Annotated in this window: 11 protein-coding genes; 2 read left to right on the top strand and 9 right to left on the bottom strand. The window is 72.7% G+C overall.

The genetic code is table 11. The features are described from left to right. The first annotated feature begins 71 nt into the window (after positions 1–71). On the top strand, positions 72–2,864 hold the full coding sequence (locus FHX81_RS19205; protein ID WP_141979478.1) for an AfsR/SARP family transcriptional regulator: 2,793 nt from the start codon (positions 72–74) through the stop codon (positions 2,862–2,864). A 412-nt stretch (positions 2,865–3,276) separates the two neighbouring features. On the opposite strand, the gene FHX81_RS19200 is transcribed toward FHX81_RS19205, so the two are convergent. From FHX81_RS19200 to FHX81_RS19170, 7 genes are all read right to left on the bottom strand, one after another. Further along, a complete protein-coding gene (locus FHX81_RS19200; RefSeq protein ID WP_141979477.1) occupies positions 3,277–4,041 on the bottom strand; it encodes an SGNH/GDSL hydrolase family protein in 765 nt (254 codons plus the stop codon). 153 nt (positions 4,042–4,194) lie between these two features. Further along, positions 4,195–5,193, bottom strand: coding sequence for an N-acetylglucosamine kinase (locus tag FHX81_RS19195; RefSeq protein WP_141979476.1), 999 nt, complete (start codon positions 5,191–5,193; stop codon positions 4,195–4,197). After that, positions 5,190–6,461 (bottom strand): 6-phospho-beta-glucosidase, encoded by a 1,272-nt coding sequence (locus tag FHX81_RS19190; RefSeq protein WP_141979475.1) that lies wholly within the window; start codon positions 6,459–6,461, stop codon positions 5,190–5,192. Before FHX81_RS19190 ends, FHX81_RS19195 begins: the two co-directional genes overlap by 4 nt. After that, positions 6,458–7,315, bottom strand: a complete 858-nt coding sequence (locus FHX81_RS19185; protein ID WP_141979474.1) for a carbohydrate ABC transporter permease — start codon at positions 7,313–7,315, stop codon at positions 6,458–6,460. Before FHX81_RS19185 ends, FHX81_RS19190 begins: the two co-directional genes overlap by 4 nt. Next, positions 7,312–8,292: a carbohydrate ABC transporter permease gene (locus FHX81_RS19180; protein WP_141979473.1), complete on the bottom strand. Its 981-nt coding sequence runs from the start codon at positions 8,290–8,292 to the stop codon at positions 7,312–7,314. The genes FHX81_RS19185 and FHX81_RS19180 overlap by 4 nt, the downstream gene beginning before the upstream one ends. A gap of 2 nt (positions 8,293–8,294) precedes the next feature. Further along, the gene (locus tag FHX81_RS19175) at positions 8,295–9,623 is read right to left on the bottom strand and encodes an extracellular solute-binding protein (protein ID WP_141979472.1); all 1,329 of its coding nucleotides are present in this window, start codon (positions 9,621–9,623) and stop codon (positions 8,295–8,297) included. A 10-nt stretch (positions 9,624–9,633) separates the two neighbouring features. Beyond that, complete coding sequence (locus FHX81_RS19170; protein ID WP_141979471.1) at positions 9,634–10,857, bottom strand: ROK family transcriptional regulator; 1,224 nt, start codon at positions 10,855–10,857, stop codon at positions 9,634–9,636. A gap of 144 nt (positions 10,858–11,001) precedes the next feature. On the opposite strand from FHX81_RS19170, the gene FHX81_RS19165 reads away from it, so the two are divergent. After that, a complete protein-coding gene (locus tag FHX81_RS19165; protein WP_141979470.1) occupies positions 11,002–11,640 on the top strand; it encodes a DUF3159 domain-containing protein in 639 nt (212 codons plus the stop codon). 184 nt (positions 11,641–11,824) lie between these two features. Here FHX81_RS19165 and FHX81_RS19160 read toward each other — a convergent pair whose 3' ends face one another. Both FHX81_RS19160 and FHX81_RS19155 read right to left on the bottom strand, forming a co-directional pair. Then, positions 11,825–12,757 carry an N-acetylglucosamine kinase gene (locus FHX81_RS19160; RefSeq protein ID WP_141979469.1) on the bottom strand — a complete coding sequence of 311 codons (933 nt, stop codon included), beginning with the start codon at positions 12,755–12,757 and terminating at the stop codon, positions 11,825–11,827. A gap of 90 nt (positions 12,758–12,847) precedes the next feature. Then, positions 12,848–16,039 carry a S8 family peptidase gene (locus tag FHX81_RS19155; protein ID WP_141979468.1) on the bottom strand — a complete coding sequence of 1,064 codons (3,192 nt, stop codon included), beginning with the start codon at positions 16,037–16,039 and terminating at the stop codon, positions 12,848–12,850. Positions 16,040–16,147 lie beyond the last annotated feature (108 nt).

The raw sequence follows: 16,147 nt of genomic DNA, 5'->3' as shown, positions 1-16,147 counted from the left end.
AGGTATCCAACGGGCCCTCCGCCGCACCTGATCCAGTGACCGAGCCGTAGCGCACGAGGCGGGGGAGGGGCATGGCTGACCGGGGCAAGAACGGCCTGGAGTTCGGCGTCCTCGGACCGTTGCAGGTGCTCGCGGACGGCCGGCAGCTCGTCATCGGCCGCAAGGGGATGCGCGGACTGCTCGCCATGCTGGTGCTGGAGGCCAACCGGGTCGTCCCGATCGACGAGATCGTGGACAGCCTGTGGGCCGACGAACCGCCCGCCACGGCCAGGACCATCGTGCACGGCTACGTGTCGCGGCTGCGCCGGATGCTGGAGGAGGCCGACCCGGCCGGCTCGGCACGCATCCTCACCACGCCGCCCGGCTACCAGCTGTCGGTGGACCCGTGGCGGCTGGACTTCCACCGGGCCCGGCAGCTCGTGTCGAGCGCGCGCGGCAAGCCGGCCCCGATCCGGGCGCAGCTCCTGCGCGAGTCGCTGGGCCTGTGGCGGGGCCCGGTGCTGGCCGACGTGCCGGGCGACCCGGTGACCTCCGACCTGGAGGAGCTTCGGCTTGCCGCAGTCGAGGAGCGCATCGAGGCCGAGCTGGAGCTGGGCCGGCACCTGGAGCTGGTCGGCGAGCTGCGCCAGCTCGTCAACGAGTACCCGTTCCGGGAACGCCTGGTCGGGCACATGATGCGCGCCCTGTACCGGTCGGGTCAGCGCGCCGACGCCCTGGACGCCTACCAGCGCTTCCACCGGCGGGTCGTGGACGAGCTGGGCATCGACCCCGGCCCCGGCCTGCGCGTGCTGCACGAGCAGGTGCTGCGCGACGACCCGGCCCTCAGCTCGCCGCGCCCGGCCGAACCGGCGCCCGTGCCGCCGCGCCCCGGCGTCGTCGTCCCCGCCCAACTGCCCGCCGCGGCCAGCGGCTTCATCGGCCGCGACGAGGAGCTGGCCTGGTTGGACCGCCTGTGCGACTCGCGCGACCTGGCCACGACCACCATCGCCGTGGTCGACGGCGCGGCCGGCATCGGCAAGAGCGAGCTGGCCGTCACGTGGGGCCACCGGCGGGCCGAGCAGTTCCCGGACGGCCTGCTGTTCGCCTCCCTGAACGGCTTCGCCCCCGACCGCGACCCGGTCGAGCCCGCCGAGGTCCTGGCCCGGTTCCTGGTGGCGCTGGGCGTGCCCGCCGACGGCGTCCCCCGCGACCTGGACGACCGCGTCGGCCTGTTCCGCTCGGTGCTCGCCAAGCGGCGCGTCCTGGTCGTCCTGGACGACGCGTGGGACCCCGAGCACGTCCGCCTGCTGCTGCCGCCCGGAGCCGGCTCGGTCGTCCTGGTGACCAGCCGGCGGCGCCTCGGGTCGCTGGTGGTCAGCAACGGGGCGCGCATGCTCACGCTGGACACGCTGTCCGACGACGAGGCCACCCGCCTGGTCGACGAGGTCGCCGGCAAACCCCTGTCCGACCAGGAACCGGCCGCCGTCCGCAAGTTGGTGGAGCTGTGCGGCAACCTGCCCCTGGCCCTGCGGATCGCCGCCGCCAAGCTCGTCTTCAGTCCCGAGTGGACGGTGGAGGCGCTGGTCGCCCAGCTCTCCGACGACGCCGCCCGCCTGCGCACCCTCGACCTGCCCGACACCGGCGTCGGCGTCGAACGCGCCCTCGCCGTCTCCTACCGCAACCTCCCACCGGACCTGGCCGAGACCTTCCGCGCCGCCGGCCTCGTGCCCGGCCGGTGGGTCAGCCCACACGCCATCGCCGCCGTCTGCGGCATCGACCTGGGCACCGCCGCCGCCCGCCTGGCCGACCTGGCCGACGCCCACCTGCTGGTGGAGCAGTGGCGCGGCGGCTTCGTCCTGCACGACCTGGTGCGCCTCTACGCGCGCGGCGTGGTCGAGAACCGGGAGTGCGGCCTGCGCCGCCTGCTGGCCCACTACCTCGCCGCCTGCGACCACGCGCGCCGCCTGGTCAGACCGGTGTCCGACGGCCTGGACTTCCCGGGCGACGCCACCGCACCCCGACCCGCCACCTCGGCGCAGGCGCTGTCCTGGTTCGACAAGGAGTGGCCCAACCTCATCGCGCTGGTGCACGCGGGCGCGGAAGCCGGCCTGCACGAACAGGTTTGGCAACTGGTCCGCCTGGTCCACACCTACTGCGTGACCAGGCTCGTCAGCCGCGAGTGGCACGGCATCGCCGAGTTCGGCCTGGCCTCCGCCCGCGTCATCGGCGACCGCCGGGGCGAGATGCTCGTGCTGCACGCCGTGCACGACATCAACAACCGCGCCGGCACCCTGCGCGGCACCCTCGACCAAGCCCGCCTGGCCCACCGCACAGCCCTGGACCTGGGCGAACCGCGCTACCTCGTGATGACCCTCAACCAACTGGCCCTGGCCCTGACCGCCGAGGGTCGCGTGGACGAAGCCCTGGGCCACCACCGGGAAGCCGTCGACCTGGCCCGGAGGGACGGCGACGCCCTGGGCGAAGCCACCGCCCTCAACAACCTGGCCCAGGCGGAACAACGGCTGGGCCACCGCGAGACGGCCGCCCAGCACCAATTGCTCGCAATGGAGATATACCACCGCAACGGCGACGAGCGCTCCTACGCCGTAGCGATGAACAACCTGGCCGAGCTCTACGCCGAACTGGGGCTGCTCACCGAGGCCGAGGAACACGCCCGGCAAGGCGTGGAACTGGCCCGCGGCGGCTCGATGCAGTTCGAAGAGGCATTCGGCCGACAAGTGCTCGGCACCGTGCTGGCGAAACGCGGAGAACGCGTCGCCGCGCAAGCGGAGCTCGCGGAATCACTTCGGTTGTTCGTACGCCTGGGTTCACCCCGCTCGATGTTGGTCCGAACGGCTCTTGAAGCCTTGACCACCGAGGTTTAGCCGCTGTTTAGCTCGACCCGGCGAAGTCGTGGGAACTTGGAGTCGCGCTGATCACCGAGTCGCGTCAGCGCACGGGTGGCTCTTGGTAGGGGGAACCAGGGGGGAAAGCCACCCAACCCCGGCTGGCCGGCGTTCGGGGGAGAGCGCCGGCCAGCTCTGTTGAATTGCGCCGCCTCGGGCGTCGCGGGCGAGGTCGCCGGGAAGTCGACCGCTCGCGCCTGATTTTTCGACGAAGATCGAAAAGCGTGATCGCCGAAAAATCAGACGCGAACGATCGACGCGACCTCGTGCCAACTGGACCCGGAACGTGCACGACGAACCCGCAGATCCGCCACGCCACGAGCACCAACCGGGCTACAACGGATCGGACAGTGGCCGGACCTGAGGGGCGCCCCGCCTCCCAGCCTCCCGGCTACTCGCACACCGGCAGCAGCTCAGGCCGCTTCGGCGCCAGGCCGTCACCCATCGACTCACCCCGCAACTGCCGCGCGATCCACGGCACCACGTGCTCCCGCGCCCACTTCAGGTCGTGCCGCCGCTGCGTCATCCAATCCTCGTCCAGCAACGGCGGCCAAGGGGTGTTCCACGCCTCGCTCGTCCCGACCCCGAGCACCTCGGCCGCCCGCAACGCCACCCGCCGATGCCCCTCCGGCGACAGGTGCAACCGGTCCTCGCTCCACGCGCGCCGGTCGTGCAGCACGGTCATCGACCACAGGTCCACCACCTTGCAGTGGTAGCGCTCGGCCACCGACCACAGGTGGCTGTTGTAGATCGCGATCTTCCCGCGCAACGACCGCAACAACGGCGTGTGCTTCGGGTCGAACCCGGTGAAGATCAGCACCTCCGAGCCCGCCGCCCGCAGGTCGGCCACCGCGATCTCGTACACCTCGGCCACCGCGTCCGGGTCGCTGCCCGGCACCAGGATGTCGTTGCCGCCGCCGCACAGCGTCACCAGCTTCGGCTTCAACGCCGCCGCCAGCGGGACCTGCTCGTCCACGATCTCCTGCAGCATCTTGCCCCGGATCGCGAGGTTCGCGTACCGGAAGCCCCGCTGCTCCGCCGAGATCATCGCGGCCAGCCGGTCGGCCCACCCCACGTACGTCCCGTTCGGCGCCGGGTCGTCCATCCCCTCGGTGAAGCTGTCACCGACCGCGACGAAACTGTCCAATCCCTCCATAGGTCCCCCTCCGCTCCGTGCGTCACCCCCACGACCGCGCAGAACAGCATGCAACGCCAAGTCGGCCCGACGCCACCGCCCCTTGGCAACGCCGTTACCAAGGTGTCACCCGCTGGTGCGAGCCGGTGTCCGCATTGCGCGTTTCACCCGCGTTCACCCCGACCGGGTGAGGTTCAGATCACGCGCGTAAGCCGCGCGCAGCCTCGACTCGGCCCCCGGTGACGCCCCCACCGCGTCCAGCCCCAGCAACGCCGCCCCCACCACGGGCGGCACGTCCACGACCCGCACCCGTGCCGCCGGCGCGGCCTCGCCCAACCGCGCCGCCACCGCGTCGACCACCACCCCGCCGGTACCGGTCAGCACCCCGCCGCCCAGCACCACGTCCACCGCCTCGTCCAGCAGGCCCAACCGCGTCAACGACACCCGGGCCAGCACCACGACCTCCTCCACCAGCCGCTCGACCACCGACCGGGCCACCGCGTCACCACCTGCCGCGACCTCGAACAGCAACGGGCACAGGGCGTGCGGGTCGAACTCGACCTCCTCGAAGTGCAGCCGCTGCACCGCCTCGGCCACGCTCGGCGTCCCGTAGTGCGCGCGCACCGCGTCCAGCAACGCGGTCGGCTCGCCACGCCCGTCCTCGGCCCGCACCGCGTGCCACAACGCCTCCGACCCGATGTGCCCGCCGCCGCCCCAGTCACCGGAGATCCGCCCCAGCGCCGGGAACCGGTGCGTCCGCCCGTCCGGCGCGACCGCGACGCAGTTGATGCCCGCCCCGCACACCACGGCCACCCCGATGCCGTCCGCCGTGCCCGCCCTGAGCAGTGCGAACGTGTCGTTCCCGACCACGGTCGTGGCCGACCACCCCCGCGCCTCGATGGCGACGCGCAGGTCCTCTTCCTCCTTCGGCAGGTCCGCACCGGCCAGGTAGGCTGCCGTGTGGACGGCGACCGCGTCGCCGTCCGCCAGCCCCGCCGCCCGCGCGGCCTCCCGCACCAGCCCGTCGAACACCTCCAGGCTCCGCGCCAGCCCCACGTTCTGCGGTGACGCCCCCGGTCCGCGCACCCGGGCGAGGAGCCGCCCGTCGGTGTCCACCAGCGCCACGGCCGTCTTGCTGTTCCCGCCGTCGATGGCGAGCACCCGGTCGGTCACGCGGTGCCCCTCGCCCACGGCAGGAAGTCGGCGTTGCGCGCCACGAGCTCGTCGGCCAGCCGCTCGGCCACCGCGTGCTGACCGACCAGCGGGTGCGCGAGCAGCGCGTCCGCGACCCGGTCGCGCCCGCCGCGCACGGCCGCGTCCAGCGCCAGGTGCTCGTAGCCCGTGACGTGCGCGATCAACCCGGCAACCGACGGCGGCACCGCGGGCACCGGCAGCGGGGTCGCGCCGTCGCCGCCCACCACCGCCGGCACCTCGATGACCGCGTCCGCGGGCAGGAACGGCAGCGTGCCGCCGTTGCGGACGTTCACCACGTGCTGCTCCGCGCCCACGCCACCGGTCAGCGCGTGCACGAGCTGCACGGCCGCCTCCGAGTAGTACGCGCCGCCGCGCTGCGAGAGCTGCGCCGGCTTGGTCACCACGGCCACGTCCCCGTACAAGTCCAGCAGCTCCTTCTCCACCGCCGCGACCACCTCGGCCCGCGGCGGTTCGGTCTTCTGCTTCCGCACGACCTCGTCGTGGTCGTAGAAGTACTTCAGGTAGTACGACGGCACCATCCCGAGCCGCCGCATCAACGACGCGGGCAGCCCGATGTGCCCGGCCAGCGCGTCACCGTGCCGGTCCAGCAGCTCGGGCAGGCGGTCGACGCCGTCCACGAACACGCCGGTCTCCCAGCTGAGGTGGTTGAGCCCGACGTGCTCCAGCCGGACCGACTCCGGCTCCACCCCGAGCAGCGCCGACGTCCACCGCTGGAACGTGATCGCCACGTTGCACAGCCCGACCGCACGGTGCCCCTCGGCCAGCAGCGCCCGCGTCACGATCCCCACCGGGTTGGTGAAGTTCACGATCCACGCGTCCTCGCCCGCGACCTCCCGCACCCGCCGGGCGATGTCGAGCACCACCGGCACGGTCCGCAGCGCCTTGGCCAGCCCGCCCGCGCCGGTCGTCTCCTGCCCGACGCAGTCGCACGCCAGCGGGAACGTCTCGTCGGACGCCCGTGCCGCCTGACCGCCCACCCTGAGCTGCAACAACACGGCCGACGCGCCGTCGACCCCGCGTTCCAGACCGGTCGTGGTCGTGACCCGGGCCGGGTGTCCGGCGTGCGCCAGCAGCCGCTGCGCGAACGCGCCCACGACCTCCAGCCGGGCCGGGTCCGGGTCCACCAGCGCGATCTCGTCCACGTCGAGGCTGGTCCGCCGCCCCGCGATCCCGTCGACCAGCTCCGGCGTGTAGGTCGACCCGCCACCGACAACGGTGAGCTTCACCCTTTGACCCCCGTGAATGTGATGCCCTTGACGAACGAGCGCTGCGCGAACGCGAACAGCACGACCGCCGGGACCATGATCAGCAGCGTGACGGCCATCGCCAGGTTCCACTGCACGTGGTGCATGCCCTTGAACGACGACAGCGCCAGCGACAGCGTCCACCGGTCCGGCTTCTCACTGGTGTAGAGCAGCGGTCCGAAGTAGTCGTTCCACGTGTAGAGGAAGCAGAACAGCGCGGTCGCCGCGATGCCCGGCCGCGCCATCGGCACGACGACCCGCACCAGCGCCCGGAACTCGCCGCACCCGTCCACCCGGGCCGCGTCCACGTAGGACTGCGGGATGGTCAGGATGAACTGGCGCAGCAGGAAGATGCTGAACGCGTCGAACAGGAAGTACGGCGCGATCAGCGGCCACAGCGTCCCGGTCAGCCCGAGGCTCGACCACGTGTCGTACAGCGGCACGGCCACGACCTGCGGCGGCAGCATCATCGCGCCCACCACCAGCAGGAACACGACGTTGCGCCCGCGCCACCTGAGCTTGGCCAGCGCGTACGCGGCCGGGATCGAGGAGAGCAGCATCCCGGCCGTCGCCAGCAGCGAGTACAGCAGGCTGTTGCCCAGGTACCCCAGCAGCGGCGCCTTGTCGAACACCTCCACGAAGTTGCCCCAGTGCCACTCGCGGGGCCACAGGTCCGCCGTGAACGCCTGGCTGTCCGACATCACCGCGGTCAGCAGGACGAACACGACCGGCAGCGTGAACATCAGCCCCAGCGCCAACCCGAGGCTGTGCACCGCGACCCAGTCGAGCGTCCTGCGCCACGCGAAGGGCTTGCGCGCCCCGACCGCCGCCGTCATGACTCCTCCTGGTGCGTGGCCTTGCGCATCCGCTGCACCAGCAACGCGGTCGCGGCGAACGAGATCACGAACAGCACCGTCGCCATCGCCGCCGCGTAGCCCATGTCGAAGTACCGGAAGCCCTGCGTGTAGAGCCACATCGGGAACGTCAGCGTGGAGTTCTCCGGGTACCCGAGCACCTTGGTCGCCCCGGTCACCTCCGCCGACCCGCTGGCCGCCGACCCCGCCACCACGGCCTGCGTGAACAGCTGCAACGCCAGGATGATGGAGTTGACCACGCCGAACACGAGCACCGGCGAGATCGTCGGCAGCGTCACGTGCCACCACCGCCGCACCGGTCCGGCGCCGTCCAGCTCGGCGGCCTCGTACTGCTCCTGCGGCACGTCCAGGATCGCCGCCAGGATGATGATCATCAGGTCGCCGGACACCCACAGCACCACCGCGGCGATGCCCGGCTTGGCCCACACCGGGTCGGCGAACCACAGCGGCCCGTCGAGGCCGAACCACCCGAGGAACGCGTCCAGCGGGCCCTCGTTCGGCCGCAGGACCAGGAAGAACACCAGCGTGGCGGCCACCGGCGGTGCCAGCGACGGCAGGTAGCACAACGTGCGCACCAGCCCCACGCCCGACTTCAACCGGGCGATCACCGACGCCACGCCCAACGCGAACACGACGCGTGCGGCGGTCAGCACGACCACGAACCACAGCGTGTTGTGGACGGCGGTGCGGAACAGCTCGTCGGAGAACATGTAGGCGTAGTTCTCCCAGCCGATCCACTCCGGCGGGTTGATCAGGTCGTACCTCGTGAACGAGAACCCGATCGTGGCGACCAGCGGGTAGCCGAAGAACAGCGCGAACCCGAGGATCGCGGGCGCCAGGAACGCCAGCACGGTCAGGCGGTGGCGGACGCGGGCGCGGGACCGCCCCCGGGCCGGGGCGGTCCGCGCCACGTCCACGCGCTCCAGCGTGGCCGTCATCCCTACTTGCCGCTCTTCGCGATCCGGTCGTCGATCTGCCGGTCGACGTCGGCCAGCCCCGCCATCAGGTCCGGCACCGCGCCCGACTGCCACGACGTGGCGAAGTCGCTGATCGCCTTGATGTGCGCGTCACCGATGGGCGTGACCGGGTTGCCCTGGAGCTTGTCCGAAGCGGCCAGGTCGAGGAACGTCTTGAAGTTCTCGTCCACCTCCAGGCGCGGGTCGGTCAGCGCGGCCTTCGTGCTGGGGATGTTCTTGATCCCGTTGGCCAGGTCGACGATGGTCGGGGTGTCGAACGACAGGTGCTTGATCAGCTCCCAGGCCGCGCCGGGGTTCTTCGCGCCCTTCGGGATGCCCATGATCGTGCCGGCGGTGAACCCGGTGCCGTACAGCTCCGGCTTGCTCGTCGGGAACGGCGCGGTGCCGAACCGCACGTCCGGCGCCTGGTCCTCGAGGAACGCCGTGCGGTACTCGCCGTCGATCATCATGGCGATCTTGCGCTGGTGGAACGCGTGGTCGGCGGAGTACTGCTGGCCGAGCCCGGCGCGGAACCGCTCCAGGGCGTCGTGGCCGTAGAAGTCCACCAGCTCCTTCTGGAACGTCAGCATCTCCGCCCACTCCGGCGACGCCAGGCCGGACCCGCCGTCCGGCTTCTCCCACTTCGCGCCGAAGTGCGGCGCCCAGATCTGCGGGTTGTTGGCGTAGAACGGCATGCTCGGCAGGAAGCCCGCGACCTCGATCGAGCCGTCCGCGGCCTTCTTGGTGGTGCGCTTGGCGAAGTCCAGCAGCTCGGCCGTCGTCCTCGGTGGCGACGTGATGCCGGCCTCGGCGAGCATGTCCTTGTTGTAGTACAGCCCGTACACGTCGCTGAGCAGCGGCATCGCGCAGCGGTTGCCCTTGTACTCGGTGTAGGAGCGCACCGCGTCCGTGATCTGGCCGAGGTCCACGTCGTCGCGCGCGAGGTAGGGCTTGAGGTCGGAGAACGAGCCGCTGGAGCAGAACTGGCCGATGTTGTCGGTGGTGAACGACAGGGCCACGTCCGGCGGGTTGCCGCCGCGGATGCCCGCGGTGATCTTGTCGTCGTCCTGGCTGCCCTGGTGCTCGATCTCGGCGTGGGGGAACTTCGCCTTGAAGCTCTCCAGGGCCTTGGTGACCTCGTCCTGCTCACGTCCGGAGTAGTTGCTCCAGACGGTCAGCGAGAACCTGTCCTCCTTGCCCGGCGCCGCCGCCGGTCCCGACTGCTCGGCCTGCCTGCCGGAGCCCGCCGCGCAAGCGGTCAGGGACACCGCCGCGGCCACGCACAACAACGCTGCGCGGTGGAGCTTGCGCATGTGCTCTCCTTCATGTCGACGTGCTCGGAGCGGTCGCGTCCTGGCGGTTCGGACCGCGGAAGGGCTCGGTCGTGGCGGCGGGCAGACCGAACACCTGTTCCCTGGCGACCGAGAGCGCCGCGTGCAGCGCGCCGGAGCGCACCGGCTTCCCGGTGACCAGGGCGAGTCGGACGGGGGTGCGGGGCACCACCAGGCGGCGCAGCTCGGCCGCGACGAGGTCGGCGAGCGTCGTGCCGCCCGCGTGCGCGATGTCGCCGGAGAGCAGCACCAGTTCGGGGTCGAGCACGGCGACGACGTTCGCCACGCCGGTCGCGATGCGGCGGGCCAGGTCGACCAGGAACTCGCGGCCGGCGGTGCCCTCGCTCAGCGCCTTCTCCACGGCGACCCGGCCGGTGCGGGCGGACACGCCGTGCGCGCGGGCCAGGCGGGCGATGCCGGGGCTGTCGAGCAGGTCGCCGTAGCGGCTGCCGGTGCGGTCGGTGCCCGTGTCGGCGTGCGCGTGGTCGGGGACGCGCATGGCGTCGATCTCGCCCGCGCCGCCGGTCGCGCCGCGCAGCAGCACGCCGTTGACGACGACGGCCGCGCCCACCGCGTCGGCGGGCCACAGCAGCACGAAGTCCTTCACCCCCACGGCCCGGCCCGCGACCATCTCCTCCAGCGCGACCAGGTTGACGTCGTTCTCGACCGTGACGGAGGTGTCGAGGAGGGCGGCCAGCTCCGCGGGGATGTCCTTGTCCGCCCAGCCCGGCATGTGGGGCGCGTAGTTGAGGCGGCCGGTGGCCGTGTCGACCGCGCCGGGGCTGCCGACGACGACGTGGTGCAGGGCGTCGGTGGTGAGGCCGGCCTGGGCCGCGGCCTTGGTGACCGCGCCGCGGAACGCCTCCAGCACGTCGGTCTTCGGCATCGGGGCGCGGTGCTCGGTGAGCGTGGCGCCGGAGATGTCGGCGATGGCGACGTCGATCGCGTCGGGCGTGAGGTCGACGGCGGCGACGTGGGCCAGCGCGCCGTTGACCGTCCACAGTTGCGCCCGCGGGCCGCGTCCGCCGCCGCGCAGGCCGTTGCGCAGCACCGTGCCCTCGTCTTCGAGGCGGGTCAGGAGCTGCGCGGTGGCCGGTTTGGACAGACCGATGATGCCTTCCAGCTCCGCCCTGGTCAGCGGGCCGTTGCGGAGCAACGCCTCGATCGCGGCGCGGTCGTTGATCTCGCGCAGCAGCCTGGGGCTCCCGGCTCGCATGGCCTCTCCTGTCCGTGGGGAGTGGTCCTGTCTGTTAACTTTCCAGACGATTTCGCCGAGACGTTAGTGACGGGCCTCACGGGGGTCAATGCCCCGAGACGGGTCCGTTACCTGGGTTAGGTTGGCCTAAGGCACCCTGGAGGTATGACCGACACGCGTCAGGAGTCGCTGGCCGCACTGCTGGGCGGGCGGGGCGGTGCGCTGGACGCCTCGCTGCCGCCGGCGGCGTTCGTCGTGGGGTGGTTGCTGGGCGGGCACTCCGTCGCGGTCGGCGCCGCGTCGGCGGTGGCCGTGGGCGTGGTCGTCGGTGTCGTGCGGGTGCTGCGGGGCGGCCGTCCCCGCGCCCTGCTGGCCTCGGTCGCCCTGGTCGTGCTGGCCGCGTACATCGCGTTGCAGACCGGGCGCGCCGAGGACTTCTTCCTGCTGCAGATCTTCCTGAACGCCGCGTCGGCGTTGGTCTGGGCCGCGTCCATCGTGCTGCGGTGGCCCCTCCTGGGCGTCGTGGTCGGCCTGGTCACGGGCCAGAAGTTCCGCTGGCGACGTGACCCGGACCTGCTCCGCGCGTACCGCTACGCCTCCTGGCCGTGGGTGGGCCAGTACCTCCTCCGCGTCCTCGTCTTCGGCGCTCTGTGGCTGGCCGGCGAGGTCGTCCTGCTGGGCGTCATGCGCGTCGCCCTGACCTGGCCCCTGCAGGTCGCGTGCATCGCCGCCAGCTGGTGGGTCCTCCGCCGCACCCTGCCCTCCGACCACCCCGGCCTCCGCCACCCCCGCCCCACCCCGTGAGTCGAACCTCCAAGCCCCGAGTGTCGAACCTCCAGGTCCCGAGTGTCGAACGCTCAGGACCCCTGAATTCAACGCTCAGGACCCGGGAGGGCTGTCCTGAACGTTGAATTCAGGGGTCCCGAAGGTTCGACACTCGGGAGCTGAGCGTTCGACACTCGGGACTTGAGCGTTCGGCACACGGGGGTCAGGTGGGGCGGGGGGCGGAGGGGCCCAGGATCTTGACGGCGGCGAGCCAGGCGGCGCCGGCGGCGCCCTCGGTGGCGACGGTGACGGGAGCCGGGGTGCGGGTGGACAGTTCGCGCTTGAGGCGCGCGCCCAAGGGGTGTGCGTGGACCAGGCTGCCCATCAGGACGATCGGCGAACGGGCCTCGGCCGGGCGGGCGGCTTCGGCCAGGTCGGCCAGGACGCGCACGGCGGCGGTGACGACGCGGTCGGCGGACGGTGCGGAGGCGTGCGCCGTCACGAGCGGCGCGTAGGTGGCCAGGGCGATCGGCGCGGACGCGTTCGCCGCGGTGATCAGGCGACGCCACCGCTCCCGGCGCGGCACGTCGGGGATGTCCGCACGGGCCAGCACGGCGGCCGCCAGCTCGTCCACCTCGTCCCGCTCCAACGCTAGCAACGTCGCCCGCACGGCTTCCCGGCCCAGCCAGAACGCCGACCCCTCGTCACCCAGCAGCCAGCCGTACCCGCCGGCCGTCGACACCAGCTCGTGGTGCTCGATCCGGGCCGCGATCGACCCCGTCCCGGCCACCAGCACGGTCCCGTCCGGTGACGCCGTGCCGGTCGCGAACGCCGCCTCGCAGTCGGTGATCACGCGCATCGGGCACCGCAGCCCCGCCCCCGCCCACGCGGCCTCGAACAACGCCGCCACCGCCGGGTCGCTGAGCAGCTTGCTCGACCCCGCCATGCCGAGCACGCCCGACTCGACCTTCGCCGCGTCCAGCCCGTCCAACGCCGCCGTCAACGCCTGCCGCACGTGGGCGGCGGCGAGTTCCGGCGGGTGCGAGTTGGGGTTCGCGCCACCCGCGACGCCGGCGCCGAGGCGGGTGCCGTCCAGGTCGAGCACCAACGCCCGGGTGCTCGTGCCGCCCGCGTCCAGACCCACCACGAAACCCATTCGCCCGAGTATGCCCAGCACGAACGAGGTCCGGCACACCCAACCGGGTTGTGCCGGACCTGGCTCTGCGTGACCGGCGGGAAGCGGTCGTCAACGGACGGCGAGCACCTGCGCGCGGTCGCCCGAAGCGTTGTGGTGGTGCAGGAACAGCAGGCCGCCGTCCACCGCGGACCCCGGCCGCACCCGCAGCACCGCGCCGGCCTCCGCCACGAACGACACGCCGCCCTCGACGCCGAGCCCCGGCCGCAGCGGGTCGAACGCCATCGGCGTGCGGATCCGGTCCACGAACCCGTCGGCGTTGCCCGGCGCGGGGTAGTTCCCCGACGTCACGACCGTGTAGGTCAACGGCGCGCTCGCCGCCGCCGGGTCGATGCCCAGCGCGGTCAACGCCACCGGCAGCACGACCACGTTGCTGTCCATCACGTTGGTGTCCACGTCGCCGTACCGGCCGTTGAGCGGCTGCTCGTCCACGACCGCGCCGTCGGCCACGCGCACCGTCCGCGCCAGCCACACGTCCGCCGTGACCACCAAGCCGGAACTCGGCTTCACGGCCTGCACGGTGTAGTCGGGCACGCCGTCGCCGGTGGTGTCGATGCGCACCACGGGGCTGTTCGCGAGGCCGAGCGTGACCCAGTCGTGCCAGGTCACGACCCCGAACGCGAGCATCCCGTCACCGACCGCGGCGCCCACGTACCGCAGGTCGCCCCCGCGCGCCGACCCGTTCACCGCGCAGTCGGTCTGCACGTCGTCCCCGCACGACGCCAGTTCGGGGCTGGAGCCGTGCAGCTCGAACGCGCTCACCAGCGACCGGTACGCCTCGTCGCCCTCGCCCTGGTCCACCGCGCGCCCGCCCAGCTCGACCGTGCCGTCACCGCGGTCGACCGCCTCGACGTCGGCGACCGGTTTCGGGGCCGCGTACACCGGCACCCGCAGCGCCAGGTCACCGGACCGCACGAGCAGCCGCCCGGACGCCTCGGCCAGGAACTGCCGCGCCACGCCCGCCTGCACCTTCTCGATCGTCGGGTCGGCGACCTTGCGCAGCTCCTCCGGCGTCACGGTCAGCGTCACGTCGACCGTCGCCGTCCCGTTCGGCGGCACGACGAGCACCGGCGGCCACACCTCGAACCGCGCGCCGGGCACGGTGGTCGCGGCCTCGTAGGACACCCGCGCGGTGCGCGGCCGGGACGACTTGTTCACCACCTCCACGGTCTTGCCGACCGTCAGCGGTGCGCCGGCCTCGACCGGCCCGAACGACACGCCTACTGTGCCGGGGTCGTCGGCGACCATGGCCAGCAGGTCGACGCCGACCGCGTCGAGCGCGTCCACCCGGCCCGCGCCGACCCGCATCGGCGCCTCGGGTTCGCCGGTGGTGTGGTCGTCGCCGTCGGTCACGTCACCGGTCGCGGTGTTCATGATGGCGGCCTTGACCTCCTCGACCGTCCAGTCCGGACGCGTCTCGCGCACCAGCGCGGCGAGACCGGCGACGTGCGGCGCGGCCATCGACGTGCCGCCCATGCTCACCGCTTCGGAGCCGGTGCCGGAGGACGCGGACAGGATCGTGTCGCCGGGCGCGGCGACGTCGGGCTTCGCCGCCGCCGCGCCGCGCGATCCCCGGGAGGACGAGGGCGTGATCGTGTCGGCGAGGGTCGGCGTCATCGTCGGCACGGCGTTGCGCAGCGAGCCGAGCATGCGCACCCGGAGCGTGCCCCCGGTCAACGCCGGCCGCAGCGCCTCGGTGGACGCGCGGGTGAACTGGAACGCCGGGATGCCGGCGTTGCCCGCGATGGCGGCCTTGAAGTGGTCGCTGGTGGCGGTGAGCAGCACGCCTTCCGCGCCCGCCGCCTCGGCGTTGTCGGTCCGCGCCGCGGAACCGCACTCGCGGGTCGCGTCGTCCTCGTCCCACTCCAGCCAGGCGAACCGGCCGTTGAGGTCCTCGGTGATCGGCGCGCACCCGTCGAGGTTCTCCGGGTCGGACACCGGCACGACGGGCAGCGCCACGTCCAGCGCCGGGTAGGCGGTGTAGCTCTTGCTGTACTGCCCGGCGTGCCGCGCGCCCGCCACCTCGACGCCGTCGAGCAGCGCGAACGCGTCCCGCGTGTTGGCCACCGCCAGCGCCTCGGGCGTGTTCGCCGGCGAGCCGCCGACGTCGTAGAAGTCGCCGCCGTTGCCCGCCGACGCGACGACCACCACGCCGTGCTCGACGACCTTGCGCACGAACAGGCTGTCGGGGTCGTCCTGACCGGCGAAGTCGCTGCCCAGCGACAGGTTGACCACGTCGAGGTGGTCGCCGAAGTCGCCGTCGCCGTCCGGGTCGAGCGACCAGTCCAGCGCCTGGCCGACGAGCTCGGTCGAGCCCGTGCAGCCGAACACCTTCAGCGCGTACAGCGACGCCCCGGGCGCGACGCCCGGCCCGATCTTCATCCCGGCCACGTCCTCGGGCGTCAACGCGGAGTGGTCGCCGGTGAACGGGGTCCCGTCGGCGTTCTCGCCGTACCCGGCGGCGGTGCCCGCGACGTGCGTGCCGTGGCTGTGGCAGTCCAGCGGGTTCGGGTCGGGCACGGGCACGGCCTTCGCGGGGTCCTCGGAGTCGTAGGCGTCGCCCGCGAAGTCGTGGCCCCCGACGACCTTCGCGGTGGGCGTCCACGGCGCGGTGGGGTCGACGGCCTGGTACGCGGCGGTGGTGCCCGGTCCGCCGAAGTCGGCGTGGGTGTAGTCGATGCCGGTGTCCACGATGCCGATGCGCACGCCCTCGCCGTACCGGCCGGTGTCGCGCCACACCTGCGCGGCCCGGGTGAGCTCCACCGCGCCCGCGTTGCGCACGGTCTTCGGCACGGTCAGCCGCACGGACCTGACCTCGGGCAGCGCCGCCAGGTCGCGCAGGCTGCCCGCGTCGGCGTTGACGAGCACGCCGGGGACCGCGTTGCGGGTCTTGGCGACCTCGCGGGTGCCGGCGTCCCGGCCGCGCAGGGCCGCCAGGACCCGGTCGGCCTGCGCGTCGGTGCGCCGCCGCGCCGCCCGTGCCGCCGCGGCCGGGTCGCCGCCGCGTGCCTTCTCGTCGCCGTACGCCTGCGTGGCGGGGGTGGTGGTGAGCTCGACGAACGCCGTCACCGGGCCTCTGGCGCGGTCGAGCGCGCGTTCGGAGGACCCGTCGCCCGAGTGGTCGGCGCGGTCGGGCGGCAGGGGTCTGGCGGGCCGGTCGGCGCCCGAGGCGTTGCCGACGAGGAGCGTGCCGAGCAGTGCGGCGGTGGCGGCGGACGCCCACACCGCGCGGTGGAGTTTCATCGCGACCCTTCGTAACCGGGATTCATCGGACGAATAACCGGACAACCTCTAGACGGTCCCGTCAGCAAGCGCTATACATCCGATCTATCGAGTGGTGGAGGAGGATCT

Source organism: Saccharothrix saharensis, from assembly GCF_006716745.1.
GTDB lineage: Bacteria > Actinomycetota > Actinomycetes > Mycobacteriales > Pseudonocardiaceae > Actinosynnema > Actinosynnema saharense.
Note: the sequence above shows the minus strand (reverse complement) of the source record. Positions and strands in the feature narration are given on the sequence as shown.